This is a genomic window from Pirellulales bacterium (genome assembly GCA_019694455.1).
GTDB lineage: Bacteria > Planctomycetota > Planctomycetia > Pirellulales > JAEUIK01 > JAIBBY01.
Map to the genome: position 1 here is coordinate 23,433 of JAIBBY010000023.1, position 26,431 is coordinate 49,863.

General features: G+C 64.3%; 21 protein-coding genes. 11 read left to right on the forward strand and 10 right to left on the reverse strand.

Annotation, left to right across the window (positions count from 1 at the left end; genetic code table 11):
- Positions 1-121: 121 nt before the first annotated feature.
- From K1X71_11180 to ribD, 3 genes are all read left to right on the forward strand, one after another.
- Positions 122-1,174 carry a transaldolase gene (locus K1X71_11180; protein MBX7073698.1) on the forward strand — a complete coding sequence of 351 codons (1,053 nt, stop codon included), beginning with the start codon at positions 122-124 and terminating at the stop codon, positions 1,172-1,174.
- A gap of 168 nt (positions 1,175-1,342) precedes the next feature.
- A complete protein-coding gene (locus tag K1X71_11185) occupies positions 1,343-3,478 on the forward strand; it encodes a hypothetical protein (GenBank protein ID MBX7073699.1) in 2,136 nt (711 codons plus the stop codon).
- A gap of 5 nt (positions 3,479-3,483) precedes the next feature.
- Positions 3,484-4,587, forward strand: a complete 1,104-nt coding sequence (gene ribD, locus K1X71_11190) for a bifunctional diaminohydroxyphosphoribosylaminopyrimidine deaminase/5-amino-6-(5-phosphoribosylamino)uracil reductase RibD (protein ID MBX7073700.1) — start codon at positions 3,484-3,486, stop codon at positions 4,585-4,587.
- 21 nt (positions 4,588-4,608) lie between these two features.
- Here the strand turns inward: ribD and K1X71_11195 are convergent, their stop codons facing one another.
- The 3 genes from K1X71_11195 to K1X71_11205 form a co-directional block, all read right to left on the reverse strand.
- The gene (locus tag K1X71_11195; GenBank protein MBX7073701.1) at positions 4,609-6,510 is read right to left on the reverse strand and encodes a thioredoxin family protein; all 1,902 of its coding nucleotides are present in this window, start codon (positions 6,508-6,510) and stop codon (positions 4,609-4,611) included.
- A gap of 140 nt (positions 6,511-6,650) precedes the next feature.
- On the reverse strand, positions 6,651-7,811 hold the full coding sequence (locus K1X71_11200; GenBank protein MBX7073702.1) for a hypothetical protein: 1,161 nt from the start codon (positions 7,809-7,811) through the stop codon (positions 6,651-6,653).
- A 176-nt stretch (positions 7,812-7,987) separates the two neighbouring features.
- Positions 7,988-8,770, reverse strand: coding sequence for an SDR family NAD(P)-dependent oxidoreductase (locus K1X71_11205; GenBank protein ID MBX7073703.1), 783 nt, complete (start codon positions 8,768-8,770; stop codon positions 7,988-7,990).
- An 83-nt stretch (positions 8,771-8,853) separates the two neighbouring features.
- Between K1X71_11205 and K1X71_11210 the strand changes: the two genes are divergently transcribed.
- Positions 8,854-9,513, forward strand: coding sequence for a DUF2238 domain-containing protein (locus tag K1X71_11210; protein ID MBX7073704.1), 660 nt, complete (start codon positions 8,854-8,856; stop codon positions 9,511-9,513).
- A gap of 231 nt (positions 9,514-9,744) precedes the next feature.
- Here the strand turns inward: K1X71_11210 and K1X71_11215 are convergent, their stop codons facing one another.
- The 4 genes from K1X71_11215 to K1X71_11230 form a co-directional block, all read right to left on the reverse strand.
- Entirely contained in the window at positions 9,745-10,569 is an 825-nt protein-coding gene (locus K1X71_11215; GenBank protein ID MBX7073705.1) for an AAA family ATPase, read from the reverse strand.
- Between the two features lie 58 nt (positions 10,570-10,627).
- Positions 10,628-11,809, reverse strand: coding sequence for a hypothetical protein (locus K1X71_11220; GenBank protein ID MBX7073706.1), 1,182 nt, complete (start codon positions 11,807-11,809; stop codon positions 10,628-10,630).
- Positions 11,806-12,507: a hypothetical protein gene (locus K1X71_11225; protein ID MBX7073707.1), complete on the reverse strand. Its 702-nt coding sequence runs from the start codon at positions 12,505-12,507 to the stop codon at positions 11,806-11,808. Before K1X71_11225 ends, K1X71_11220 begins: the two co-directional genes overlap by 4 nt.
- Before the next feature lie 273 nt (positions 12,508-12,780).
- Positions 12,781-14,913, reverse strand: coding sequence for a S9 family peptidase (locus K1X71_11230; GenBank protein MBX7073708.1), 2,133 nt, complete (start codon positions 14,911-14,913; stop codon positions 12,781-12,783).
- 246 nt (positions 14,914-15,159) lie between these two features.
- Between K1X71_11230 and K1X71_11235 the strand changes: the two genes are divergently transcribed.
- Positions 15,160-17,694 (forward strand): ComEC/Rec2 family competence protein, encoded by a 2,535-nt coding sequence (locus K1X71_11235; GenBank protein ID MBX7073709.1) that lies wholly within the window; start codon positions 15,160-15,162, stop codon positions 17,692-17,694.
- 8 nt (positions 17,695-17,702) lie between these two features.
- Positions 17,703-19,094, forward strand: a complete 1,392-nt coding sequence (locus K1X71_11240) for an FAD-binding oxidoreductase (protein ID MBX7073710.1) — start codon at positions 17,703-17,705, stop codon at positions 19,092-19,094.
- 9 nt (positions 19,095-19,103) lie between these two features.
- Here the strand turns inward: K1X71_11240 and K1X71_11245 are convergent, their stop codons facing one another.
- Positions 19,104-19,925: a PIG-L family deacetylase gene (locus K1X71_11245; GenBank protein MBX7073711.1), complete on the reverse strand. Its 822-nt coding sequence runs from the start codon at positions 19,923-19,925 to the stop codon at positions 19,104-19,106.
- Between the two features lie 172 nt (positions 19,926-20,097).
- Between K1X71_11245 and K1X71_11250 the strand changes: the two genes are divergently transcribed.
- The gene (locus tag K1X71_11250) at positions 20,098-20,334 is read left to right on the forward strand and encodes a hypothetical protein (GenBank protein MBX7073712.1); all 237 of its coding nucleotides are present in this window, start codon (positions 20,098-20,100) and stop codon (positions 20,332-20,334) included.
- Between the two features lie 113 nt (positions 20,335-20,447).
- Here K1X71_11250 and K1X71_11255 read toward each other — a convergent pair whose 3' ends face one another.
- Both K1X71_11255 and K1X71_11260 read right to left on the reverse strand, forming a co-directional pair.
- A complete protein-coding gene (locus K1X71_11255; protein ID MBX7073713.1) occupies positions 20,448-21,137 on the reverse strand; it encodes a hypothetical protein in 690 nt (229 codons plus the stop codon).
- Between the two features lie 157 nt (positions 21,138-21,294).
- The gene (locus K1X71_11260; GenBank protein MBX7073714.1) at positions 21,295-21,876 is read right to left on the reverse strand and encodes a lysophospholipid acyltransferase family protein; all 582 of its coding nucleotides are present in this window, start codon (positions 21,874-21,876) and stop codon (positions 21,295-21,297) included.
- Positions 21,877-22,097: 221 nt separating this feature from the next.
- Here K1X71_11260 and K1X71_11265 point away from each other — a divergent pair, with 221 nt between their 5' ends.
- The 4 genes from K1X71_11265 to K1X71_11280 all read left to right on the forward strand — a co-directional run bounded on the left by K1X71_11265 (position 22,098) and on the right by K1X71_11280 (position 26,388).
- A complete protein-coding gene (locus K1X71_11265) occupies positions 22,098-24,026 on the forward strand; it encodes a hypothetical protein (GenBank protein ID MBX7073715.1) in 1,929 nt (642 codons plus the stop codon).
- Positions 24,023-24,805: a hypothetical protein gene (locus K1X71_11270; GenBank protein ID MBX7073716.1), complete on the forward strand. Its 783-nt coding sequence runs from the start codon at positions 24,023-24,025 to the stop codon at positions 24,803-24,805. The genes K1X71_11265 and K1X71_11270 overlap by 4 nt, the downstream gene beginning before the upstream one ends.
- A complete protein-coding gene (locus tag K1X71_11275) occupies positions 24,802-25,536 on the forward strand; it encodes a hypothetical protein (GenBank protein MBX7073717.1) in 735 nt (244 codons plus the stop codon). The genes K1X71_11270 and K1X71_11275 overlap by 4 nt, the downstream gene beginning before the upstream one ends.
- Positions 25,537-25,623: 87 nt before the next feature.
- On the forward strand, positions 25,624-26,388 hold the full coding sequence (locus tag K1X71_11280; GenBank protein MBX7073718.1) for a PIG-L family deacetylase: 765 nt from the start codon (positions 25,624-25,626) through the stop codon (positions 26,386-26,388).
- The last annotated feature ends 43 nt before the right edge of the window (positions 26,389-26,431 follow it).

Sequence of the window (26,431 nt, forward strand, 5' to 3'; positions counted from 1 at the left end):
GGTACTATCGCAAGGGAGGCGGGTAAAAAAACCGGCGGCAAATTCAAGAGATAAGCTAGCGATTGCTTGGCGCGCGATTCGTGCTGGCAGGACATCGATAGGAATAGGAGAACTAGCGACCATGACTTCCCCTTTGCGTTCGCTCATCGCCTGCGGCACCAAGCTGTGGCTCGATTCGATCGACCCCGAACTGGTCGCCAGCAATCGCGCCTGGGGCGCCACGGGCGCCACCTCGAATCCGATCATCATCGCCAACCTGCTTAAGACGGGGCGCTTTGACGACGATCTGGCGTCGCTCGCGCGGAACGGACTGAGCGACGAAGATATTGCCTGGCAGGTGACCGATCGACTGGTGAAGCGCGCGCAAGAAGTCTTTCTGCCCGCGTGGAAAGAAACGAATGGCAACGACGGCTATGTGAGCTTTGAGCTGGATCCCTTGCTGGAAGACCCGAGCGCGAATTTGCCGCACGCCACGCGCGTCGAGCGGTATGTGGCGCTGGGCAAGCAGTGGTCGGCGGGTCAACAGAACCGCATGATCAAAGTCCCCGCCACGCCCGCCGGTTTGGACGCGCTGGAGGCGCTGGCCGCGGCCGGGGTCACGATCAACGTGACGCTCATCTTCACCGATCGGCAGTATCGCATCGCGCGCGACTCCATTTGGCGCGGCGCCCAGAAGCGTAAGAGTCTGGACGGGTTCAAGAGTGTCTACAGCATCTTTGTCTCGCGGCTCGACGTGTACACCGAGAAGGCCGTGCCGCAATTGACCGCCGCGCAAGGCCAGGTGGGCATCGTCAACGCCAAACGCATTTGGCGCGAGAACCAGGACTTTTGGGCCGATAAGAAAACGCCGCTGGCGCAAGAAATGATCTTTGCCAGCACCGGCACGAAGAAGCCCGAAGACCCGCCGTGGAAATATGTCGAGGCCCTGGCCGGCAGCGACATCGAGACCAATCCGCCGGAAACCAACGACGCCTACGAGGCGAGCGGACGAACCGCCACACGGCAGGTCGACCAGTTGCCGGCGGCCAACGTGCTGGCGGAGGTCGACCGCCTGGTCGACATGGGCAAGCTGGAAGAAACGCTGATGCGCGAAGGCATCCAAAAATTCGCCGACCCGCAAAAGGGGCTTCTCAAGCTGATCGCCGAAAAGCGCTCGCAACTGGCCGCTCGCTGACACGCGGCTTGGCCCCTTTTGTCGCCGGGCCACCGCATTTGGTACAATCCGCCGCAGGCCAATTTTGCGGACTGGCCGCCCGCGGCGCTCGCGCGCCGCTTGTTGTAGCTGTATCCCGCGGCGCGACTCCCCTGGGGCTCGCGCCGTTTCTGTTGAGAAAGCGATTTCATGCCCATCGATTCCTACTCGCCGTGTCCCGGCGGATTCGATAAGAAAGTCAAATTCTGCTGCGCCGATCTGGTACATGATCTGGACAAGCTGTCGCGCATGATCGAGGGGGACCAACGCGTGGCGGCGCTGGAGTCGATCGCCAAGATCGAAGCCAAGCATCCCAATCGCGCCTGCCTGATGGCGCTGAAGTGCTCCGTACTCGCCGCCGGTCAGCGCGAGGACGACTTACAACAGGCGGTTGGGCAATTCGTGGCCGCGCACCCCACCAACCCGGTGGCTTTGGCCGAGTCGGCTCTGTTCGCCGCCCGCGACAAGGGACAGGAGGCTGGCATCGGCCTGCTGCAAGACGCGCTGGAGCGGGTGGATCGCAATATTCCGGTCCAACTTTACGACGCGCTGGGCGGCATGGCGATGGCGGCGATTTCCAGCGGGCGGCCGGCCGCCGCGCTGGCGCACTTGATCCTGCAAAACAGCCTCGATCCCGACGACAAAGCGCCCGTCCAGATGTTGACGCAACTACTCAACTCGCCGCAGTTGCCGCTGTTGCTCAAGGATCACCGCAAGCTGGTCCCCGCGCCCGCCGATGCCAGTTGGGCTCCGCAGTTCGATAAGATCATGGTCGAAGCGATCGGCGGGCGCTGGCGTCGCGCCGCGGCGCAACTGGTCGATCTGGCGGGGCGCAACGCCAATCCGCCCGTCGTCTGGCAAAACATCGCCATGCTGCGATCGTGGTTGGGCGAGAACGCCGCAGCCGTGGGCGCGCTGCGGTTTCTTACCAGTTTGGACATTCCGTACGATCAGGCGGTCGAGGCCGAGGCGCTAGCGCAACTGCTCGAACCGGTCGACAACCTGCACAACCTTGATATCGTGGCCACCACCTATCCGGTGCTCGACGCCGAGCGCCTGGGCGAGTTGTTGGCTTCGGCCGATGTGGCCGTGGCGGCGCCGATCGATGAGGAACGCTTTGCCGCCGAAGACGACAATCCGCCACCCCGCGCGGCGTACCTCCTGCTAGATCGTCCGCACGTCAAGAACGACACTCCCTCGCTCGGGTTGGCCGATATTCCCCGGGCGTTGGCCACGGCGCTGCTCTTTGGCAAACAAACCGACCGCGAGGCGCGTTTGGAGCTGATCGCCTGTCGCGACGCGCAGTTCTCCGCGGCGCACGAGGCGCTGGCTCAAATCGCGGATGGCGCTATCGGTCCCGCCGGCGACGAGGAAGTGCTGGACAAGATACCCATGATCCGGCACGCCTTGGCGCCGCAATGGCGGCTGCCGGACGACATTAGTCTCACGCGGTTTCAAGAACTGACGCGCGACTTTCAGCAGCACAATCTGTACGAGCGCTGGCCACGGCTGCCGCTGCCGGTGCTCGACAACAAGACTCCGCTGGCCGTGAAGGGAGACCCCAAGTATCGGCTCCGGCTGGCGGCGCTGGCGCTGCTCTTGGAGCTATCGGCTCAAGGAGACGGCGACGACTTTGACTTTGGCCGCCTGCGCGAGGAGTTGGGGTTGCCTCCGGTCGAACCGATTGACCTTGCCACAGTCGATATTGAAGCGCTGCCGATGGCGCGGTTTCCGCGGCTCGATCTGGCCAAGCTCAGCGATGAGCAATTGGTGCAGGTTTATAGTCGGGTCGTGATGATGAACTATCGCCTGTTGTTGTCACGCGCCGGTCGTGAGATTCTGGCGCGCCCCTCGCTCGGCGAGCGCTACGACCTGTCCCCCATTTATCGCACCCTGGCCCTCAACGTCGGTCCGACCGACGAAGGATTGCGCTGGGTCGACGAGGGGCGCCAATGGGCCGCCGGCAAAGGTCAATCGTGCGCACCCTGGGATCTGGAAGAGTTGGGGCTGCGCTTGCAGCGCGGCGAAGAGCAAGAAGCAGTGCGCCTGCTCGACCACATCGCGCGCCAACATGGCAACGAGCCGGGCGTGCGCGCGGCGCTGGGCAATTTGTTGCAAATGGCGGGCATCGCTCCACCTGGCGGCGTGCCGAGAGGACGGATGCCGACCGACGAATCGACCATTGCCGCCACGGCCGCTCCGGTTGATCCGGGGCGCATTTGGACTCCCGAGGGAGAAGCGGGAGGCGCGCAAAAATCGAAGCTCTGGGTTCCGGGAATGGACTAGGCGCCATGCGACAGGTCGAAATCGACCGCTGGCATCTTGCCCGCGCGCTGGAACTGGCGGCCGCCGGGCGCGGACTGGTGGAGCCCAACCCGTTGGTGGGCTGCCTCGTCGCCCGCGGCGCCGAGATCATTGGCGAGGGTTGGCATCGCCGATATGGCGGCCCGCATGCCGAAGTGGAGGCCTTGGCCATCGCCGGCCAGCGCGCGCGGGGGGCGACGCTATATGTCACGCTGGAGCCGTGCAGTCATCACGGCAAGACGCCTCCCTGCGTCGATGCGATCATCGCCGCGAGCATCGCCCGTGTAGTGGTGGCGCAGCGCGATCCGTTTCCGCAGGTCGATGGCGCCGGCATTCAGCGACTGCGCGCGGCCGGCATCGAAGTCGAAGTCGGCCTGCTCGAGGACGAAGCCCGCGAGCTGAACGCGCCGTATCTCAAATTGTTGGCGACCGGGCGCCCCTGGGTGATCGCCAAATGGGCGATGACGCTCGACGGCAAGATCGCCACCGCCACGGGGGATAGTCGCTGGATCTCGAACGAAGCCTCGCGCGAGGTCGCCCACGAACTGCGCCGCCAAGTCGACGCGATTGTGGTTGGCCGTGGAACCGTGAAGGCAGACGACCCGCTGCTCACCGCGCGCCCTGCCGGCCCGCGCGTGCTCACGCGGATCGTGCTCGATAGCGCCGCGGCGCTCGATCCGGCGTCGCAACTGGCGCGCACGGCCCACGACTCGCCGGTGCTGGTCGCGGCCGCCAGCTATGCCAGCGAGATCGCTTGCCAGCGCTTGCGGCAACTAGGGGTGGAGGTGTTTCGCTCGGCGGGCGACACGCCTCTGGCGCGCTGGGATCAATTGCTGCTGGAACTGGGGCGCCGGCGAATGACCAACATCCTGGTGGAAGGGGGGGGCCGCGTGCTTGGCTCGCTGTTCGCCAGCTCGCAAATCGATGAAGCGCATGTGTTCGTCGCGCCCAAGTTGGTTGGCGGAGCCGCCGCCCCCTCGCCGCTGGCGGGGGACGGCGTGCCACAGATGGCGCTGGCCTCACAGTTGCAATCGCCGCGCGTACGCGTGCTGGGGGGCGACGTGTACATCTGCGGACGAATCGCCCGCTAGCGCGCCGAAAGCGCGGTGAACTTATCCCGTGACATGCCGGCCGCGCTGCCAGTAGCTCGCGGCCAAGCTTACCGCAATGCCGCCAGCCAGCGCCACAAACGCGATGCGCCGCGTCCGCGGCGTGCCATACGCCAATGGATAGTTGTTCCAGTGCTGCACGACGGGCGTGGCGCAGAAGATGCCAATCATCATCTCGTCCCACGATTGATCGCCCCACCGCACCCGCGCTGCTGGATCGGGGTTGCTGGGGTTCTCCGCCGAGTTGTCGAAGCTCGCGCTGCAGACCAACTCCGTGCCGCGCGGCATCCGCTTCGGCTGGGCCAGGTAGTAGCTGTGCTGCCAGTTGAAATCGAACCGCGGCACATCGAGCAGAATCTCGCGCTTGCCCCCCGGATACACCGCTTCGTAGCGAAACGATTTGCCCCGCAGATGCATGTGCGGGCGGAGGATCATCAGGTCCATGTCCTCGGGAAAGCGATACGAGATCCGCGAGCGATAGTCGGCTTCGCCCGGCGGAATGTCGATCTTTGTGTCGGCGGGCATGAACGCCTGCACTTCTTTTTTCACGTCGCCCGGTTCGGCGAAGACCAGCCCGATGTGGCTCCGATCTTGTTGCACAACGCCGTTGGGCGTGTAGTGCATTTCAAAGGCGAACTGCGTGCCGGCCGGCAGGTAGATCGCATGCCCTGGAGGCAGCACCAGCGGTTCGCCTCCGGGATTGAACCCGCCGAGCAAGTTGATGCGCGTATTGTGCTGCATATCCCAGTCGCCCCACGGCGGCTTGTGATACACGGTGACATGATGCACCACCTGTCGAGCGCCGGGGCGCGCCTCGACCGCTTGCACCCAGCGGTCTTCCTTGAAACCGGGATCAACGTAAAACCACTGGTAGTCCACCACACCATCGGCCGGCACCTCGAACGGTTTTTCGGCCAGGTACACGATCTGGTCGGGCTCGCCAATCCGCCAGCCACTGGCGTACTCGCGCGGCGCGGGTAGCTTTTCAGGATCGCCCTGTGGAGCGCCAGCGTCGATCCAGGCCAGCAGCGCCGATTTTTCTTCCGGCGTAAGCCGCAGATCGTTGGAGAACTGGCCATGCTCGGGATTGGCGTTCCACGGTGGCATTCGCTCGAGCGTGACCACCTCGCGAATCGTCTCGGCCCAACCCAAGGCGTCGTCGTAGGTCAACAGCGGAAACGGGGCGAACTGCCCCGGCCGATGACACTCCTGGCAGCGCCGCTGAATGATGTCGGCGATTTTGCTGGACCAAGTGATGTCGCCAGCGGCCGGCGCGGCTTGACCTTCACGCTGGCGCACCTCGGTGCGGCCAATGAAGCAGCCTGGCGCCTCGGTCGATGGATCAAAGACCTCCTTGCCGTCCAGCACCGCTTCGATCGCGAAGCGCAGATCGTGACGCGTCGCCGCGGCGCGTTGCACACCCACCTCGTATTGATTGTCGATGCGGCCTCGATAGCGCAGCACGCGATTGCCATCGAGCACAAACGCCTCTGGCGTGCGCTCGGCGCCAAAGCGATCGGCGATCACGTTGCCAACGTCTTTCAATTGGGGAAACGAAAAGTGGTGCTGCTCGACATAAGCCGCCAGTTCGCTATTGGAATCTTGGCGATTGGAGTTGATGCCAAAAAACGCCACGCCGCGCCCGGCGAAGCGCTCGGCCAATTCGTTGAGCCTTGGCGCATAGAGATTCGCCAGCGGACATTCCACCCCGAGAAACACCACCACAAAGGCCTTGGTGTCGGGCGCCGAGGCCAAGGCGTGCTCGCGGCCATGCGAATCGCGCAAGGTAAATTCGTCGATCGGCAAACCCAGTTCGGCCGCCGTGGATGGGCTCGCGGCGGCGGCGATCGCCAACACCAGCGCCCAGCATGCGATCCAACGTGGCGTCGCTACGAAGGTCGCCAAACAAGCTCGTGCTCGGTGGCGCCAACGGGGCGTGGTTTGCAAGAGTCGTCGCATGCGACGCGGCTGCCAGGTAGGTGCAGGGGGCGGTGGGTATTCCGCCTCCTATCTTACCAGCCAACCGCGACCCACGCAGTCAATCGCTATTTCACGCCGTAAAGGCGTTCCAGCTTTTTGCTGGTGGGCTCAGGCTCGCCGGGCATGCGGGGCGCCTCAATCGCCATCGGCGTGGCGACCGCCGGGGCCGACTCCACCGTGGCGCTCACAACTCGCACGCTCGTCGCGGGCGGCGTCATGCTGATTGCCGGCGCCGCGCCGGCCAATTTGCCCGGTTCGCCCGGACGGGGGAACTCGTCAGTGTACGGCTTGAGCGGCAGAAAGCGCCACGGATAGTGATAGTCGGTCATCAACTCTTGCGAGTACATGCCGGGCCAGTGATAGGTGTAGAGCGGCGGCACGGGAAATTTGTAGCTGCCGTTGCATCCACAGTTGAATGAACCCACCTCGTGCTGCACGAGCAGTCCGCCAAGGCAACCAAGGCAGCCCAACCGCGACCCCAGGGCGGGCTTGGCGCAGTCGCTCCCGCATTGTCCCCCCGAGCAGTTGCCCGAAGCGCAATCGCCGGCGGCGACATCATCCGTGGCGACAGCGCCAGAGTCTTGTGTTTCGCCGGGGGGGGAGACGACGACATCGGAGATGACTGTTTCGGCGATGGCTTGCATGTGCTCGGCGGTTTGCACCGGCGCGATGCTGTGCGGCGGCAAAGGCGCTGGTGATTCGTTGGCCGCGGCCAGGCGCACATCAGCGTCTCGGCGCATGCGGCGTCCTTGCGCTTTGGATTGGGAGACGACCGGCGTGGCGCCCGCGATGCGCAACGATCGTGGCGAGCCGACGACCTCTGGCTGAGGGGGCGCCACGTCGGCTGGCACGTCGCAGATCGGCTGCGCGGGCGCCGGCGCGGTTTGTACCAGCGATTCGACCAAATCGGCGGGAGCGGCCTCTCCATCGAGCGGGGCCGGTTCAACGAGCACCGCGGCTTCGCTGGCATTGGCCGTCGCTTCGCGCGATTGCCGCGCTAACATTAGTCGCTCGGCCAGCGGCGACGGTGTGGCGCTGGTGCGGCGCGTGCGCTGAATCGCCATGGGAACCGGCGCGGCGTCGGTTGCATCGCTCGCCTGGCGCTCGACTGGCAACGGTGGTTCGAGTTCGACTTCCGCTTGTTGCGCGCGGCATTGCGCGGCGCCAAAAAACAAAGCCAAACTGGCGGCCAGCGCGGCCAGCCCGCGCTTATGTGAATATCGCATGCACTTTTCCCCCCGGAAAATGGGCGACAGGGCGCGACCACGACCGGAAACGGCGGGCTGCAAACTTCGCCTCGTTGGCATCATCGGCAAATGCGGCGCGCCGACCACAGCCCGATTTTTCTCGCGGGCTTGCCTGCTCGATCAGCTAGCTGCGCGATGGGACAATCAACTGGCGACTACGCCTTGCGTGCTAGCACCCGGTCGATGAGCCATGGCGCCGCGCGATTGAGCCACACGAGCATGCGGCCAGAATGGCTGGGGACTATCGCCCGCCGCCCGCGCCGCATGGCGCGCACAATCTCGGCCGCCACCTGCTCGCTGGTGCGGCGCGGCCGATTGGGCCACAGGACTTCTCCCTTGGTCTCGACGAGGTTGTCAAAGAACTCGCTGTTGGTCGAACCAGGGCTGACCACCATGAGGTCGATGCCGTGCCGCGCAAACTCGGCCCGCAGCGAATCGCTCAACCCTTGCAGCGCGAACTTGCTGGCGCAGTACTCGCTCATGCTGGGAATCGCCCGCTGTCCCAACACGGAGCTAATGTTGACCACCAAGGGATGATTGCCGCGCTGCAACAGCGGCAGGCTAGCGCGGATCAATTCCGCTGGCCCAAAGAAATTGACCTCCATGACCTGTCGCAATCGCGCCTCGTCGGCATGCTCGAACAGTCCCAAGGCGCCGACGCCGGCGTTGTTGATCAACACGTCCAGCGCGCCAAACCGCTCGCCGACCAGACGCAACCATTCGGTCCGCGCCGCCGGATCGGTGAGGTCGCCGACGGCGATCTCCATCGTGCCCGGTCCTTGATTGTCGTTCGCCAGGGCGCGCAACAGTGGCTCTCGGCGCGCGACCGCCAGCACCCGCGCGCCGGCTCGGGTCAGTTCCAGCGCCAATGCGCGGCCGATGCCGCTCGAAGCCCCGGTCAGCAAAATGCGGCTGCCGTTCAAGGTGCGTCGTGCCATGCGCAAGTTCCGTGGGCGTGGGTTAGAGTTGTGAGGCACGATAGCAAAGTTCCAGGTCGTCGCACATCCGCCAGGGAGTCGCTATGACAGCCAAAGCACCTGACGCCGAACCGCCGTTGGTCACTCCGTTTGTTGGCGCCGTCGTCGCCGTAACGCTGGCGTATCTGGTGGCCGCGGTTGTTGGCGCGCTGCAATCGGGTAACCGCGAGTTCATTCTGTACATCGCCGTGATGGCGGCGCTCATCGCCTACATCGGCTGGCTGCACTGGCGATTTCACCTTGCCGAGTGGTCGCTCGCCGCGCTCAGCTTGTGGGGGCTGTTGCACATGGCGGGGGGACTCGTCCCGGTGCCCGAGAGCTGGCCCATCGACGGTCACATTCGCGTCCTCTATAGTTGGTGGATTATTCCGAGCCGGCTGAAATACGATCAGGCGGTGCATGCCTTTGGCTTTGGCGTGGCGACCTGGGTGTGTTGGCAGATCGCTCAAGCGTCGATCGCGCGTTGGCTAGGCGTGGCGCGGCGCGATGTTCGCCCCAGCGCGCCGCTACTGACGATTTGCGCATTGGCCGGCATGGGTCTGGGCGCGGCGAACGAGGTGGTCGAGTTCGCGGCGACGCTGGCGGTGGCCGAGACGAACGTCGGCGGCTACGTGAACACCGGCTGGGATCTGGTGTCGAACGCGCTGGGATCGATCACCGCGGCGCTGGCGATTGCGATTTGCGCGAGACGAGCGCGCGATTGAAAAAACTCGTCGCTCAACATTTGTCTAGCTAGAAATCTGGCGCGAACGCGTCATACTTCAACCAAGGACGTGGCCCTAGTGGAGTTCGCCTCGATCGTTTTAGAACCCACGCCGGGTTAGTGACTCCCGTATATCGGGAGACGAACTGCCCAAACATGGTAGTACCATCCGGGAACCCGACGTCGGCTGCGTCCTTTTTCTATGCGCTGGCGTCGCCGTCGCGCCAGGACGCTACTCGGGCGTGACCGTCACCAACTCTTGCGCCACCGCTTCGACCTGCGGCGCGGTGATGCTCGGCTGCTCCTCGGCAAACGCGATCAACAGCGCCAGATCGCACAGGCGATTGATCTTGCGCGGGTTGCCGTGCGTCAGAAAGTGCGCCGCCTCCAGCGCCGGTGTGTCGAAGATCGGCGCCTGAGCGCCGGCGACCGTCAGCCGGTGACTGATGTAACTCATCGTTTCGTCGAGCGTGAGCGCGCGCAACAGGCACTTCACGCCGAGCCGCTCTTCCCATTGCGGCATGCGGTCGAACGCCGGCAGCAAAGCGGGTTGGCCGCACAACAACAGCGTCAACTGCGGCCCACGTTCGTTTTGAAAGTTGGACAACAGCCGCAGCGCCTCCCAGGCGGCCGGCTCGGCAATCAGGTGCGCCTCGTCGACCACCACCAGCGCGTGGCGCCCCTGGCGACTGTTTTCGGCCAGGCTTTTTTCAATGCGCCGCACGCTCTCGTTGACTCGGGGAGGGTGCCCGGCAGGGGCGGTGGCCGGATCAAGTTCGTCGGCCAGATAAGCCAATAGCTCTTCGGGCGGCATCTGCGGAAAAACCAGATGCGCCACGGGCGAAAAGGCTTCGCTCAGTTGCCGCTTGAGCATTTCCACAATCAGCGTCTTGCCGACGCCGGAGCCACCGGTCAACAGCGCGGCGCCGCGCGTGTTTTCGATGGCGTAGCGCAGCTTGAGTATCGCCCCTTGATGCGCTTCGCACGGGTAATAGAAGTTCGGGTCCGAGCTGTTCTCGAACGGGCGTCGATCGAGTTGCCAGTAGGCTTGGTACATGGCCGATGCCGCGGCGGGTGGAAACCGTCCACCCGCTGGGGCGTTCACTCGCTTTCACTCAGACAAAGTTTTCCGCGACCCCGTGCCAACGGATCCCCAGGGCTTCGATCTGCGTCACCGCCGCCGATAGTTCTGGCGTCCGGACCTGCCGCATGTCGCGCGCCAGCAGCACGCCATCAAGCGGCGCCGCCGCCAACACGCCCGATCGGAGGCTCGCTTGCAGCGAACCGAGATCAATCAGCGTCACATCGAACGCGTCACGCAATTCGCCCAGCACTTCGGTCAAACGATCGGTTTGCAAGGCATCGAGTCGGCGGGTGGCGCGCATCAAGGGGGCCAACGTCAAGCGGTCGTGCGCCGACTCGACCAGGGCCTCACCCAGCGGCAGGTCTTGCGCGATGGCCTCTTGCCAGCCAAACTGCGGCTGCACGCCGAGGGTGGCCGCCAACTGCGGCCGCGCCAGATCGCAATCGGCGATCGCCACGTGCAAACCTTGCGCGGCCAGGCGCCGCGCGAGACACAAGACCAATGTGGTGACACCCGACCGCGGACGGCAGCCGAGCGCGCCAAGCAGTTTGCGTCCTTGCCGCGTGCCGGTCATCAATTGCTCGCACAGCGCGTCGAAGCGGCTCGCCAGCCGCTCTTCCAGTTCGAGGCACAAGGGCGGAAACGTGAATCGCTCGAGCTGAAACGACGCCGGCAAGCCTTGCGGCGCCAAGGTCGGCATCTTCCAGGCGCGTAGTTGTTCGCTCTCTGCGCGCGGCTCTTCGTCACCGAGCGTGTCGCCGTATGGCGAAGGGAAGGCGCTGGCCGTCGGCGCGGGGCTCTCGATCTCGGCCGCGCGCGGGCGCTCTGTTTGCAACGACGCGCCACGGAAACGCGCCAAGGGGCCCTTGGGCGTTCCGCTCGGACGACCACGCCGCGGCGGCGCGCTTTCGTCAATGGTATGCGTGGCCAGGCGGGGGCGCACGGGCTCCGGCGCCGCTTCGATGGGCTCCTCGGCGCGTATCTGATCGGGCAGGAAGTTCGCCCGGTCTCCTTCGATGGCCGGCTCTTCCTGGCGATTGCGATTGACGTGGCTGCGATAGAGGTCGCCCAGTGAAGGGGCGCTGCCGGCGCCGGGCAACTCGTCGGCGATGGGCTCGCCGCGCGGCGCGCCCCCCAGCAAGGTGTCGAGCGCCACGCCGGCCGTTTCGTTTTTGTTGTACGCTTTGATGAAAGCCGCGTCCAAATGACTCATCGCTGGCTCCCAGGGCCGAAAGGCATGATTTGCCCGCCCAACTCGGCCACGCCTTGCCGCGCCGGCGCGGGAGACTGGTATCCAGGAGGCGCCGCTGGCGATTGCGGCAACTGCGCCATGCGCTCGATAGGTTCGTTGCCAAAACCGGGCGGCGGCGATGGCATGGTCGGCGGCACAAAGTTTGGTGGCGCGGGTTCGGCCGAGATGGCGGTCACCGCGCCTATCTCCACGGTAGGAGCGCTTGGCGGCGCGTCGGCCATCAAAGGCGCTGCCCCCCAGGGCTGCGCGGGGGTCGCGCCGCCGGTGGGCAATGTGGCGGGCGTGGACGTCAGTTCCACCTGTGGTATCGCCACTTCGGCCGCCACGGCTGGGGCGGGAGCGTCGCGCATCACCGCCATCGCGGTGAGTTGCACCAGCACCAACAACGTGGCGCCGGCGACCACCTTGGGGTGACGCAGCAAAAATTCAAACGTAGCGGGCGCCATCTGGCCCAAGGCGCGGCGCCAATCGATGGTCGGCAACTTGCCGCGCCAGTCGATGCGCTTGGCCAGCGCGCTGGCGCGCTCGGCAAGTGGCGGTTGATTCGTGGTCTTTTCGAGGTTCGGCAGCCGAATGAGCACCTGCGATCGATGCGTGTCCGCGGCGCCTCCAGTGGGGGCGACGCGCTTCGGGACCGTTGCAGTCTTGGAAAGCGCCATGCACGTCTCGCGTAACGAGGCGAGTTTCGGCCGCTACCGGCCTCCACCCGCGCTTGGGTCTGAGCCAACGGGAGAGACTTCGGGCGCACACCCGGAGCACAGCAAGTTCTATCGGTAGCGCTCCTGTCGATCTTGAGCCCTGTTCGCTTCGCGGAAACTTGTCCGCGTGCGCAGGCCGTGGCGCGTGGCAGAACGCAAGCGCGCACGCTTTTGCTAGCATGCTTGTTAGCGATGGTAGAGTGAACGATTAATCTGTCGCGGCTTGCCGAGCAGCTAGCGCTGTCGGCTCGCCGCCGGGCGTCGGGCCGCCTTCTTGGCCGGCTTGTCGCTGCTCGGCAACTCTTCATCCTTACGCGCGGTGAGCGCCGATTGCAGCCCTGGCACCTGTCCAGCGCCGGCGGGCACTTCGATCGTGCTGCCCGCGAATGCGTCGCCAATCGGCTCGTAATGTCCGCCAAGATGTTCGGCCAAAAAAGCCTCGGTCACGGCGTAGAACGACAAGCGATTTTCCGGCCGCGCGAATCCGTGTCCCTCGTCGGGAAACAGGACATACGTGACCGGGATCTTTTTGTCTTGCATCGCCTTCACAATCTGGTCGGCCTCGGCCTGTTTGACGCGCGGATCGTTGGTGCCTTGACCAATCAACAGCGGCCGCTTGATCTTGTCGACAAAGGTCAATGGCGAGCGCTCGGTGAGGAACTTTTTGCCTTCCTCAGTTTCGTAATCGCCAACTCGATCTTTGAACATCTGCTTGGCCGGCTCCCAATAGGGCGGAATGGTCGAGAGCAACGTCAAGATGTTCGACGGCCCCACGATATCGACTCCGCAGGCGAAGACGTCGGGGGTCATGGTCACGCCGACCAGCGTGGCATAGCCGCCGTAGCTGCCGCCCATGATGCCGACCTTATCGACAGCGGCGATCTTCTCCTTCACGGCCCAATCGACCGCGTCGAGCAGGTCGAGGTGCATCTTGCCTGCCCATTCCTTGTTGCCGGCGTTGACAAAATTCTTGCCGAAGCCAGTCGAGCCGCGAAAGTTGACCGACAGCACGGCATAGCCGCGATTAGCCAGAAACTGATGCTCGGGATCAAAGCCCCAGGCGTCGCGCGCCCACGGGCCGCCATGCACGTTCAACACCATCGGCAACGGGCGGTCGGGGCGACCATCGCCATCGGGATCGCTGCCAGCCGGCAGCGACAGGTAGCAAACCAGATCGAGCTTGTCGCGCGCCGGCACGACAACCGGGTGCATCTTGACCAGCGGCAGCCCTTCTAGTTCCTTGCGGTTGGTGAACAGGAAAGTGGCCTTCTTGGTCTTGCGATCAAAGAGGTAATAGCGCACCGGCCCGTTGTCGACAACGAAGGCGACGACCCAGGTTTGATCGTCGAGGGTGCGGCTGGCGATGTCGATCTCGCCGTCGGCCAGCTTGCGCAATTCGTCGAAATCGGCCTTCACCTGCTCGTCGCGAAAATCCCATTCGGTCCGCAGGTAGTTGTTGCTCACCGCCTGAATGGTCTTTTCGGTGGGGTGCATCATGATGCCGCCGATGTCGACCTTGTCGTGCTCGGCGATGATCTTCTCCTCCCCCGTTTCGAGATTGACGATCTTCAGCACGCCGGTGTCTCGGCCGCGGCTGTCGATCAGGTACATCTCGTCGTTGGTCTTGTTGAAACCTACCGGGTTGGTCGTCACCGTGTCTTCCATGCCGATCTTGAGGAACGGCGACCAGCCCCCCTTGTCGTCGGGCTTCAAAATCTCGTTGCCGCCATCCGGCGTGAAGCGGATGCCAAACCGCACCTGGTAGTCGTCGTCGGTCATGTAGCCGGCGAACGACTCGTCGTTCTTTTCGTCCAGCTTGCGCTCGCCTGTCTCGATGTTCACGCGGTACAGGTCGTGCAGCCGCTCGTCGCGATCATTGAGGCCGATCAAGATTTCGTTGGGAAACTTGCGGCTGACTTCAGTGATCTGCGCCGAGATCTTCTTGAGCGGCGTCAGGTCGAGAGTCTTGCCGGTCTTGAGATTCACCGCGTAGACGTGCCAATCCTCGTCGCCCCCCACGTCTTGCACGTACAAGATGTGCTCGTTGGTGTAGGCCCAGAAGTACGAGCGAATGCCGCGCTTGGTGTCGTTGGTCACCGGTTTGGCTTTGGCCGGATCGAGATCAGGCGAAACCCACACGTTGAGCACGCCGTCGACCGGCGCGATGAACGCCAGCCGCGAACCATCGGGCGCGATGCGCGGCGACGCCTTATCGGGGTTGCCAAACAGTATGCGCCGCGGAATCAACTCGATCTTCGCTGACACGGGCTTTGTCTCCTCGGCCAGGGCGGCGCGCGGCATGGCGGCTATTGTTAGACAGGCCATGCCGGCGAGCAGTGAACAACAAATCCGTAATCCGCGCGGCATGGCAGTATCTCCTGGTTGGGATTGTCGTGGTGGCGCCGTTTGCCAGCGCGCGGTCAAAGATAGCGTATCTAGCCGTCTTCGGCCAAGGCGCGGGAACTACCACCGGCGGGGGAGGCCCCGCCAGCGACGCCAAACATCGCACGCGCGCGGCGGCGCCGCTAAGATGCTCGTGGCCAAAACAAGGCCGTCCTGTGTGATATGTCCGGGCGGTCTGGCCGGTTCAACACGACGCATTCGCACCTTGCGATGGAACTTGCGCCTTCACATCGCCGCGCGCCGACTCGCGCTAGCTATCAACCGCTGGCGCTCGTGTTGGCGGCCGTGTGCGCGGGTGTGGCGCTCGACCGGCAGATCGTCGTCGCGCCCTGGGCAGCGTGGCTACTGTCTGGCATGGCGCTGGTCGCTTGGAACATGGCCGCGCGGCGCGCTCGCCTGGCGGCGGCCACGGCGCTTCTATTGATAGCCGCCGGCCTGGCAGGCGCCGCCTGGCATCATACTCGCTGGAATCTGTTCGACGCGCGCGACATTGCCCTGGCCGCCGCCGAAGCGCCCCAGCCGATTTGCCTGGAAGCGACCGCGCTTGAGTCGCCACGCCGCCTGCCGCCGCAAGAGCCCACGCCGCTCCGCGCCTTCACCAGCGGCGAGCGCAGCCGACTGACGGTGCGCGTGGCGCGAGTGCGCGACGGCGCCACCTGGCAAGCGGCGGCTGGCGAAGCGCTCGTCACGGTCGACGGGCCGCTGGGCGGCATCGCGGCCGGAGATCAGTTGCGCGTGTTTGGCCGCCTGAGCGCGCCGCGCGCGGCGCGCAATCCGGGCGAGTTCGACTTTGCCGCGCGCGAACGTGGCCGCCGCCGGCTGGCGCAGGTGTGGTCAGACTTTCCCGAGTGTGTCACAAATCAAAACAGCGCTGACCACTGGCGTTGGCCAATCGACCTCGACGCGGTCCGCGCTCGCGGGCAGTCGCTGCTGCGCGCTAGCCTGGCGCCGCGGCAAGCGCATCTGGCCGCCGCGCTGCTCTTGGGATTGCGCGACGAACTGACCCCCGAACGGAACGAAGAATTTCTGGAGACCGGCACGGTCCACATTCTGTCGATCTCTGGACTGCACGTCGGCATGCTCGCCGGCGGGCTCTTTTTGCTGCTGCGACTTGGTTGGGCGCCGCAGCGCTTGGCGTTGGCGGCCGTCGCGGCGCTCACCATTTCTTACGCGCTGTTGGCCGACTCGGGCGCGCCGGTCGCGCGAGCCGCCACCTTAGTGGTGCTGGCCTGTCTGGCGCTCGCCTGGGGACGTCAGACGCGGCTGTTCAATGGCCTGGCCGCCGCGGCGCTAGTGGTGCTGTGTCTGAGCCCCGCCGATCTGTTCGACACCGGCACGCAGTTATCGTTTCTTTCTGTGGCCGCGCTCTTTGGCGCGGGGCCGTGGATCGCCCGTCTCGGCGAGATTCGCGATCCGCTCGATCGGCTGATCGCCGACTCGCGCCCCTGGCCTACCCGCGCCGCGCGCTGGACAATGCGCCGCGCGGCGCAAGCGCTTTTGGCCAGCGCCGTGGTGTGGGGCGTCACGCTGCCGCTGGTGCTGGCGCGGTTTCACGTGGCGGCGCCAATCGCAATTCCGCTCAACCTTTTGGCGTGGGGACCAGTGGCGCTAGCGCTACTCTCCGGTTTTGGCGTATTGGCCACTGGTCTTGTCGCGCCACCGCTGGCGCGCGCCTTTGGCGCGGTCTGCGACGCCAGCCTCGCCGCGCTCGATGCCTTGGTGCGCGGCGGGGCGCAACTTCGCTGGGGACACACATGGCTCCCCGGCCCCGCCGAGTGGTGGCTCGTCGGCTTCTATGGCGGCCTGCTCGTGTTGGTGATCCTGGGCGGTTGGCGACCGCCACGTCGCTGGCTGGTGGCGCTATTCGCTGGATGGGTCGCCTGTGGACTGGCGCTGCGGGCTCCGGCCGAAGCGTCGCGCCCGCTGGCCACCGTCCCCAGCGCGCAGCGCAATAGCACACCAAGCGAATTGCGCTGCGCTTTTCTCTCGGTCGGGCATGGCTTGGCCGTGGTGCTCGAACTGCCCGACGGTCAGACGTTGCTCTACGACGGCGGCCAGCTTGGCTCGCCCGGCGGCGTGGCGAGGAGCATCGCCGGATACCTGTGGTCGCGCGGCATCACGCATCTCGACGCGGTGGTGATCTCGCACGCCGATCTGGACCACTTCAACGGCGTGCCCGAGCTTGCCCAAAAGTTTTCGATCGGTGTGGCCTACACCTCGCCGATGATGTTCGATCAGCCCGCCGCGTCGTTGGCGGAACTGGAGCGCGCGCTCGGCGCCGCGCGGGGCCCGCTGCGCACCCTGGAAGCCGGGCAGCGTCTGCGCGCCGGCGATTGCAAAATCGAAGTGCTGCATCCTACCGCCGCGGGCGTACTGGGTAGCGACAACGCCAACAGCATCGTGCTGTTGGTGGAGCACGCGGGCCGGCGCATCTTATTGACCGGCGATCTGGAGTCGCCCGGCCTCGACGCCTTGTTGGCCGAGGCGCCAATCGATTGCGACGTTCTGCTTGCCCCGCATCACGGCAGCGCGCGGAGCAACCCGCGCGGCATGGCCCAGTGGTGCCTGCCCGAGTGGGTGGTGGTGAGTGGCGGACACGACGCCGATCCGGCGGTCGAGGCGGCGTATCGCAGCGCCGGGGCGCGGGTGCTGCACACCGCGCGCACCGGAGCGGTGGAGCTGACCAGCAATACGCGCGGCTTGCACGTGGCGACCTTTCGCCCGCTGCCGGCCAACCAACCGTGAGGCATGCCATGCGACTTGTGCTCGACGACAGGCCATTCGCCACCACCGCCCCGCCGGTCGCCGCTGGCGGCGCGTATCAGCCAGTGAGCTTTTGGCAGGAGACGATCCAGGTCGAGCCGGGCGCGCCGCTGGCGGAGCGCACCAACTGCGACGTGGCGATTGTCGGCGGCGGCTTCTCGGGCCTCTCGACCGCCTATGAATTGAAACGCGCGCGGCCCGATCTGGATATCGTGCTGTTGGAACGGGCAGTGGTCGGCCACGGCGCCAGCGGCCGCAATGGCGGCTTCGCGATGCCGCTGATCGGTTGGGATTTGACAGACGCCGTGAAGAAACTGGGGCGCGACGGCGGCCAGCGCGCGTACCGGCTGATGTACGAAGCGGTGAAGCATTTGCAACGGGTTGTTGAAGACGAACGGATTGCCTGCGACCTGGAAGCGACCGGCTACCTGCTGATTTCGACGGCGCCGAAGCGCGACGCGCACATCCGGCACGAGGCCGACCTAGGCCGCACGCTCGGCTTCGATCATGAGTTGCTGGAAGGGGACGCGCTGGCCGAGCATATTCAAAGCGACTCGTTTCGCATCGGCGTCTATGATCCGCACCCAGTGATCTTGAACCCGGCCAAGCTCGCGCGCGGGCTCAAACAAGCGGTCGAGCGCCTCGGCGTACGCGTTTATGAGCAAACGCCAATCACCGAGCTGTCCGATGGCGAAAGCGTGACGATCCGCACGCCGCGCGGCGGCGTCGCGGCCAAGACCGCCGTGCTGGCGCTCAACGGCTATGGCGCGTCGCTCGGCTTCATGGCCGATCGCATCGCGCCGGTGCACACCTACATTTCACTGACCGAGCCGTTGACCGACGCGCAACTCGAAGCGATCGGCTGGCGTCAGCGGCGCACCAGCCTGGAGACTGCCCGCAACTTCATTCATTACTTCCGGCTGACGGCCGACAACCGCATTGCCTTTGGCGGCGAGGACGCGCAGCTCTTTGCCAGCGGCGGCTATCGCGACCAATACGCCCCCTGCTTCGCGATGCTCGAAGCGCGGCTGCGCGAGTTCTTTCCATCGCTGGCCGACGTGCGATTCACACATCGCTGGGGGGGCGTACTTGGCGTCACGCTCGATATGTTCCCCACTTTCGGCGTCGGCGGCGAACGGAAGAACGTGTTTCATGCCGCTGGCTACTCCGGGCATGGCGTGGCGCTATCGAACTACGCCGGTCGCATTCTGGCGCCGAAGATCCTGTGCCGACTCGATGGCAACTTGCGCTGCGAATCGGCGGTTGATCCGTTCTTTTTCAATCGCTTGCCGTGGTGGATGCCCGGCGGCGCCGCGCGCTATTACGGATTGCAGATTTACCGCGCGGCCTTGCGCGCGCACGATTGGTGGATGGAGCGATGACAGGCTGAACTAGGCTAAAAAGCCGAACAGCCGCTGGCGGGCGGCGGCGTCCAGCGGGGCCGCGTACTCGCTGGCCTCGAACACCTCGGCGTACTCGATGCGCCTCGCGCGCTCGGCGCCGTAGCGCTCTACCAGCGCCGCGCGATAACGGCCGGCCATGGGGCGCAGCCACTGACCGTACCAGGCGGCGAGCCAACTGCCGCGGTCGGCTGGCGCGGCGGGGACCTCGTGCAGCGTGCCTTGGTTGTACGGCAGCCACTCGAACACCTGCGACTGGTGACACGCCAGCAGGTCGACCACCGCGTCAAACGCGTCGGTCGCGTCCACTACCATATCGGCCGCCAGCGGCGCCGGCTTGGTGAAACGGTCGGGCAGGTGCATCACCACCGGATCGCGGGCCAGCGCCGGCACGTCGGGCACAATCGCAGGCACCGTGACCAGATAGCAGGCGTCGCGCACCGCGCGCGCCGTCGCCCGATGATCGGGATGGTAGTCGCAGGTGCGATGCGTGAGCACCAGGTCGGGCGAATAGCTGCGAATCTCGCGGATCACGTCCCAGCGCAGGGCGAGCGATGGCTCAAGCTGGCCATCGGGATAATCCCACACGGCGCTTTCGGCGCCGATGAGCGCGGCGGCTGCCGCGGCTTCCTGGCGGCGGATGGCGACCAGTTCGGTGCCGCGCAGCGTCTGATGCCCTGCCTCGCCGTTGGTGAGCGACACCATCCGCACCTGGTGGCCGTGACGGCGATACAGCACGGCCAGGGCGCCGGCGTGGAACTCGGCGTCGTCAGGGTGAGCGCCAATGATCAGCAGTTTGATCGGGTCAGTCACAGGAGCGCTCCGTTGACCATGAAAGGCAATGGTCGGCAATATAGCCCGCCGCGCGCGAACGAGCGAAAGGCTAGTTCGGCGCCGCGCGGCCGACTATGATGAGCGGGCACGCGAGCGCGGTGCCTTGGCGCCGAGTTTTTCTTGACGCCCTAGCGAAGATTCAATCATGACGATGCAGTTCATCGAGATGGTGGGCAAGAAGCTGCTGAACGTGATCGAGCCGGGGGAGCTCGAGCCACACGAACTGCGCAAGGCGGGCGTGACCGATGAGAGTCTGGTGCGCGTGAATCGGCAGGGCGACATCGAGCTACGCACCCGCGCCGGCTGGGAGATCATCGGCGGCCTGTTGGGCGACTTCGACCGCCGGGTGAAGCAAGAGACGGGCCTCGACTGGGCCGACGCGACGTAAGGGGGCGGGGCTCAGCCAGTTGAACTGGCATGGAGGCGCGCACTTACCTTGTCGGCTGGCTCGGCCTTTGCTTCGGCCGTGTTATTGGCGCAGAGATTCGAACCTGATCTCGCCTATTTCGGCTTACCCCGTTCGCACCGTCGACGCCGCCAGGATGTCCACACAATTGCCGCCACGCCGATGCCCGCCGACAGCCACGATGCCGGCTCTGGGGCAATATCGAAGTGCGGCACGGTGGTTTGAAACACGTACACCACTGACGACGGATCGCCGTAGATCACCGACAGGTCGAAGCCCGGCAGCAGCGAGGGCAAGTCGGCGAGCGTGGGGGTTCCGAGCGAGACGCCGGAATAGAGCGTGCCCGACGCGCCGATGATCGTCTCGTCGTGGAACAACAACTGCGAGGCCTGGACCGCGTCGAAGCCGGTCAAATGCATCGAAGTTCCGTTAGGATCGAGATCGACGCCATAGAGGGTGGTGATGACGCGGCTACCGTTGTCGGGTTCCTCGGTCGAATGCCAGGCAATGCCGCCGACATTCGCGAAGAATGAAAAATTGATCGGGATTTCGATCGAGTACGTGATTTTGTCCTTGACCGTGTCTCCAATATTTGGTGGCGGGTTGGAGACGGGACCAGTGACCTTGTGCTCGGTGGGAAAGCTGAACGAGATGACGATGCCGTCTCCTTGCGGAACGTCGATCGTCTCCTTCAAGTCAGCAAATGGCCCATAGGTGGCGGCCACCGCGCAATTATCCGTCCAAATCGCAAGCGCCAGCGCGCAGCACAATAAACAGCGGCTCATGAGCATTCTCCCGACAAGTGTGGATGGATCCCCCGGCGGTACTTTTAGTGCCGGCGATGTCCACATTCAAATGAATTTGCGCTGATAATTTCCACCCTATTACGAGGGTGGATGCCGTAAGAACGTGAGACGCGACTGGCTCACCATCTGGCCGGGGTCATCGAGCCTGCGCCGCCTCGGCTTCTTCCTTGAGCCGGATCGGGCCAAAGCACTCCGGGTATTTGCCGCTGGCGCCGGCGTAGAACGCGCGAAGCTGATCCATGTCTTTGTGGATGTCGCCGGTCGGGTAGAGCACTTCGTTCAGCCCGCCGTAGCGCCGCTTGAAGTCGAGCAGGCCCAAGACGATCGGCACGCCCGCCTCCACCGCGATGTAATAAAAGCCGCTCTTCCAATAGTCGGCGCGGCTGCGGGTGCCCTCGGGCGTGACCATCAAATACAGTTCGTCGCGACGTTTGAACTCGGCCGCCATTTGCTCGACGGCGTTGTTGCGCGAGCGACGATCGACTGGCACGCCGCCAATTAGCCGCATGAGCCAGCCCAACGGCGGCTTGAAGAGCGTGTGCTTGCCAACCCAACTGATGCGCACGCCAATCACCCAACTCATGGCGAGCATCACCGGCACGTCCCAGTTGCTGGTGTGCGGCGCGGCCAGCACCACGCACTTGTTGATCGGCGGCTTGGTCGGGTTGACCGTCCAGCCAAACAGCCACAGATAGAATCGTCCTAGTAGTCGCTTCACACGCCGCCTCGGCCAAGAATGATGATTTCGCGTGATTCTCCACCGCCCATCGCCGCGATACAAACCCCCCTCCCGGCGATGGCGAAACGGGCAAGAGAATGGGCGGCCGATGTCTCCAAATCAACGATCAATTACCGCTGGTCGTTCAAAATACTGGCAATCGACCGGTTCGGCAGACAATAATCGTGGCCGATCCACAGTGTAAGCAATGAGGGCCAGAAATGGGGAGTTGGGTATTCGCCGTGCAGCGTCCCGGCGATCCGCGCCGCGCACCGCAGGAAGCGGTGCTGTTCAAAGACAAACAAGCGCGCGAGGATGAATACGCCGGCACGGCGGCCTTGGTGCGCGAAGTCCTGCAGAACGCCATCGACGCCGGGGCCGAGGGCGAAACGGTGCGCGTGCGGTTTGCGCTGCACGGTCCAGACGAGGCGCCACCCACCGACCGATTGGTCCACTATTTCGCGCGGCTGCGCGCGCCATTAGGAAAGAAGCTGGCATTTGCGGCCAATGGCGCGCCATCAGATCCTTGCCATTACTTGGTGTGCGAAGATTTTGGCACGCGCGGACTGGAAGGCGATCCTCGCCGCAAAGATGATCCACCTGCCGGGGAGATTTCGCGACAAGACTTCTTCTGGTTCTGGCGAAACATCGGCATCAGCGGCAAATCAAACGACGATTTGGGGCGCTGGGGGCTGGGCAAGACGGTGTATCGCGCCGCCAGCCGCGCGGATTGCATGTTTGGTCTATCGATCCGCCGCTCCGATCGACAGCGTTCGCTGATGGGGCAGGCGGTGCTGCAGATTCATAAAGTCGACGGACAAGAATACGTGCCAGAAGGCTACTGGTGCGCCAATCGGCCGGACGATCCAATTCCACTCCCCATCGACGACCCGGCAGAACAAGAGCAGTTCGCCCGCGAGTGGCATTTGTCCCGCCGCGACGAACCGGGGCTATCGGTCGTGGCGCCATTCGTGCCCGCCGAATTGAAGGCCAGCCTCATTCTCAAGGCGGTGGCGATTCAGTTCTTTGCTCGCATATTGTGCGGCGATTTGGTGGTCGAGGTTTCCGGGCCCGATTTGCCGCCACAACAACTCGACCGACATTCGCTCGCGGATATCTGCGATGGGATCGAATGGAATCCGAAAAAATCGGGAAAATGGAACCAGAAGCCGCCCGTGTCGTTCATCACAAAATGCTTGAACTCTCCGCCCAGCGCGCAAACTGTGTTGCTCGGTGTTCACGCCGTGCCCAAGTGGAGCGATATCGAGTTTGCAGACGCCGATAAGGCGCGGCTTCAGGAACGATTCAAGAACGGCGAGTTGATCGGCGTGCGAGTTCGAATTGCGCTGCCGCGCCGCGAAGAACCGGCCGTCGAAGGACTGCTCGACGCCTACTTGCGCCAGCGCGGTCCTGCCGATCGCTTTGAAAGCTACTTCGTGCGGGAAGGGATGACGATTGTCAAGCAGTCAGCGCGCGTGGGCAAGCACGGCGTCCAATCGTTGGTGATCGTCGACAAGGGGCCGCTCGCCGAGCTTTTGGGCGACACCGAAGGCCCATCGCATGAAGAGTGGGAGACTACCAGCGAACGCCCGAACGCAACTTGGAAGGTCTGGAAAGGGCGCGTGCATTTTGTCAGCAAGATGGTCGATTATTTGTACGACGCGCTGACGCCGCCGATCACCGAACCCAACTTTGATTTGCTGAGCGACTTCTTCGCCGTCGACGAGCGAGCCGCGCCGCAAAGACAGCCGCGCCCCGGCAACGACGATCCCCAATCCGCGCGGCTCGGCGATTTAGAGCCCAGCCACAACTGGTATCGCATCCAGCAGCGGCAGGGAGGTTTTACCGTGTCGCACGCGCGTGACGCCGCGCTGCCAGAAAAAGCGCGCTTGCGCGTGTCGTGCGCCTACGACCTGGTGAGCGGCGATCCGCTACGACATTGGAGCCCATTCGACTTTGAGATTGGCACAGCCCCAGGACAGTTGCCGCCGCGCGGCGCGGGGGTCGAAGCCAAACGCAACAAGGGAAATGTGGTGACGCTCAACAATCTGCAACCAGAATTTCGCTTCGAAATCGACGGCTTCGACGAGCATCGCGATTTGCTGGTGCGCGTCGATGATGTGTCGGCCGCGACGGAGGTCGAAGCATGATTAAGCGGGTCAACTTCACCGGCCGCAAGCGCGTGACGCGGCAGCATGTGAAAATCGAGTTGCTTGACGGGGCGCCCCGTTCGTTCAACGCCCAGGTCGACTTGAACGGGACGCAATTTCCGCCCGGCGCCGCCGTGTTTCTGGAAGCCACCTGCGCCGGCTCGAATCGCGTGCTCCGATTTCCGGCGGGCGCCACCGGCGACGACATGTTGGCCGCGCATGGCGAACTGACCGGTCTGGAGTCGAAACGCATCATCTTCTCGCTCAAGATTGTCGATCAACAGCAGCGTTTTGGCCGTTTGCTCGGCGTCTCCGACGGCATTCAGGTGGAGCGTTCTGGCGACGACACCATCAGCGGCCGGCGCGGCATTTTGGCCATTGAGCCAAGCGACTCCTTGGGCCATCGACTCTGGGCGTTGGAGTTCAAAGACCAGTACGTCAGCTTGCTGGTCAACCGCGACGTGCCCGAGTTGGCCGAGCGCGCCGGATCGGACGCGCTTTTCTACGCGATCGTCTTTCCCGAGGCGATGCGGCAGGTGCTGCATCAGGCGATCGAAGAGAATCGTAGCTCGGAGGAGGACGACAAAGACCATTGGGCGGTCGCCTGGCTCAATTTTGGCCGCGATCTGCACCCGATGCGCGAGCCGTCGCCGGAAATGGGCGACGGCGATGCCCGCGAGGAGTGGATCGCCGACGTGGTCGAGGCCTTTTGCCAGAAGCACGACCTGAAAACTCGCTATCGCGAGGCAGCCGCCGCGCTGAACGAGGGCGAGTCATGAGACTGCGGCAATTCAACCAGCAAGGCATCGAGGCCTTTCGCCGTTTCCTGGCCGAGTGCCGGCAAACACCAGCGACACTCGTGCCAACCGCGCTGTTAGAAGACGACTCGATGACCGAACTGGTCAGGCCGAGCATCGAAGTGGCGCCACGCCAATTCGCCAACAAGAGGGAGGCGGCGGAATATCTGACCGCCCTGCTGGCGCCATTGCCGGCACACGAGGTGGAGGCCAATGCCGGCCTCTGGACCTGGCTCACGCTGTTCTACTTTGAAGGAGTGTGCCCGGCCAGCGACAATCGGCGCATCGTCAAGAACGATTACCGCTACATCTATGAGCCAAATAACACACGGCACTACTATCGCCATTTGCTATGCATCGCCTGGCGCATTCTTCAGATCGCTCCGGTCTACAATCGGTTGTTCCTGGTCGGTCCCGTTTCAAAACTAGAAAAGTCGACTGAAGAGGTGATGAAGCGGCTGTTCCTGACTCGGATTCCTTGTATTTTCGAAGTCATCGACAGGCTCTATTGGGATCCCGTGACGGGTCGCCAGCGCAGACGAATCGTGGATACAAAGCCGCAACGAGGTGATTTGCGACACCGCTTGCCCGCCATGATTCGCCAGCTTGAAAAGACGTACGACCTGCAAAGCCTCAGCGCCGATCAATTGATCGAGTTGCTGGGCTCCGAGTTTCAGCCGCCACAGGCGGAGCCGATGGCGCTGGCCAGTTAGCCCGCGCGTTTGCACTCCTTTTGACCACCCGCCACAATCAGCGCGGCGAGGCGGGCATCGTTCACACTTTGGCACGGGAAGGCGCCGATGGCTGAGACAGACCGGTTGGATGTGATCGCGGTCGGGGCGCATCCCGACGATGTCGAAATCGCCTGCGGCGGCACGTTGGCCAAGTTGGTGCGGCAAGGATACCGGGTCGGCATCATCGACCTGACCGATGGCGAGCCAACCCCCGGCTCGCCCGGCCCCGAGGCGCGACTGGCCGAGGCCGAGCGCGCGGCGCAGACATTGGGCGTGCATACACGGGTGCAACTGGGGCTGCCAAATCGGCGGCTGTTCGACACCTTTGAAGCCCGCGTGGCGCTGGCCAAAGAGTTTCGCCGTTATCGCCCCAAGCTGGTGCTGGGTTTTGGCGAAAAGACACCGCTCGCCTCGCCCGACCATTGGCAGGCGATGCAAATCACGGACGCGGCCATCTTTTATTCGCGGCTGTCGAAGTGGGAGCACTATTTCGACGATCTGCCGGTCCACACCATTGCGATGCAACTCTATTACACGTTGGCGTTCAGTTCGCGCGAAATCACCGACATGGCCAGTCATCTGGTGGTCGACATCGGCGACACGATCGACCAGAAGATGGAAAGCATCCGCTGCTACCAGACGCAGTTTCCGCCCGAGAAGGCGCATGTGATCGAGCGCGTGAAGGCCTTCGCAATGCAGCAAGGTTTCACAGCGGGCTACTCCGCAGGGGAGATGTTCGGCAGCCCACGACTCTTGGGCACGCGCGACCTGATGCACTTTTTGTTTGGGCTGAAGCCGGGAGACGAGCCGCGCAAGCCGGACGTGCGGTGAGAGTAGTGGCTGGTGGCGAGTGGCTAGAACTCCGGTCGGAACA

Excerpts from the sequence above, each read along its gene's own strand:
- K1X71_11265 (MBX7073715.1), top strand. The coding sequence starts at position 22,098 with ATGGGGAGTTGGGTATTCGCCGTGCAGCGTCCCGGCGATCCGCGCCGC.
- K1X71_11215 (MBX7073705.1), bottom strand. The coding sequence starts at position 10,569 with ATGTACCAAGCCTACTGGCAACTCGATCGACGCCCGTTCGAGAACAGC.
- ribD (MBX7073700.1), top strand. The coding sequence starts at position 3,484 with ATGCGACAGGTCGAAATCGACCGCTGGCATCTTGCCCGCGCGCTGGAA.
- K1X71_11255 (MBX7073713.1), bottom strand. The coding sequence starts at position 21,137 with ATGAGCCGCTGTTTATTGTGCTGCGCGCTGGCGCTTGCGATTTGGACG.
- K1X71_11200 (MBX7073702.1), bottom strand. The coding sequence starts at position 7,811 with ATGCGATATTCACATAAGCGCGGGCTGGCCGCGCTGGCCGCCAGTTTG.
- K1X71_11220 (MBX7073706.1), bottom strand. The coding sequence starts at position 11,809 with ATGAGTCATTTGGACGCGGCTTTCATCAAAGCGTACAACAAAAACGAA.
- K1X71_11205 (MBX7073703.1), bottom strand. The coding sequence starts at position 8,770 with ATGGCACGACGCACCTTGAACGGCAGCCGCATTTTGCTGACCGGGGCT.
- K1X71_11280 (MBX7073718.1), top strand. The coding sequence starts at position 25,624 with ATGGCTGAGACAGACCGGTTGGATGTGATCGCGGTCGGGGCGCATCCC.
- K1X71_11275 (MBX7073717.1), top strand. The coding sequence starts at position 24,802 with ATGAGACTGCGGCAATTCAACCAGCAAGGCATCGAGGCCTTTCGCCGT.
- K1X71_11210 (MBX7073704.1), top strand. The coding sequence starts at position 8,854 with ATGACAGCCAAAGCACCTGACGCCGAACCGCCGTTGGTCACTCCGTTT.
- K1X71_11185 (MBX7073699.1), top strand. The coding sequence starts at position 1,343 with ATGCCCATCGATTCCTACTCGCCGTGTCCCGGCGGATTCGATAAGAAA.
- K1X71_11230 (MBX7073708.1), bottom strand. The coding sequence starts at position 14,913 with ATGCCGCGCGGATTACGGATTTGTTGTTCACTGCTCGCCGGCATGGCC.
- K1X71_11240 (MBX7073710.1), top strand. The coding sequence starts at position 17,703 with ATGCGACTTGTGCTCGACGACAGGCCATTCGCCACCACCGCCCCGCCG.
- K1X71_11270 (MBX7073716.1), top strand. The coding sequence starts at position 24,023 with ATGATTAAGCGGGTCAACTTCACCGGCCGCAAGCGCGTGACGCGGCAG.
- K1X71_11250 (MBX7073712.1), top strand. The coding sequence starts at position 20,098 with ATGCAGTTCATCGAGATGGTGGGCAAGAAGCTGCTGAACGTGATCGAG.
- K1X71_11180 (MBX7073698.1), top strand. The coding sequence starts at position 122 with ATGACTTCCCCTTTGCGTTCGCTCATCGCCTGCGGCACCAAGCTGTGG.
- K1X71_11235 (MBX7073709.1), top strand. The coding sequence starts at position 15,160 with ATGGAACTTGCGCCTTCACATCGCCGCGCGCCGACTCGCGCTAGCTAT.
- K1X71_11225 (MBX7073707.1), bottom strand. The coding sequence starts at position 12,507 with ATGGCGCTTTCCAAGACTGCAACGGTCCCGAAGCGCGTCGCCCCCACT.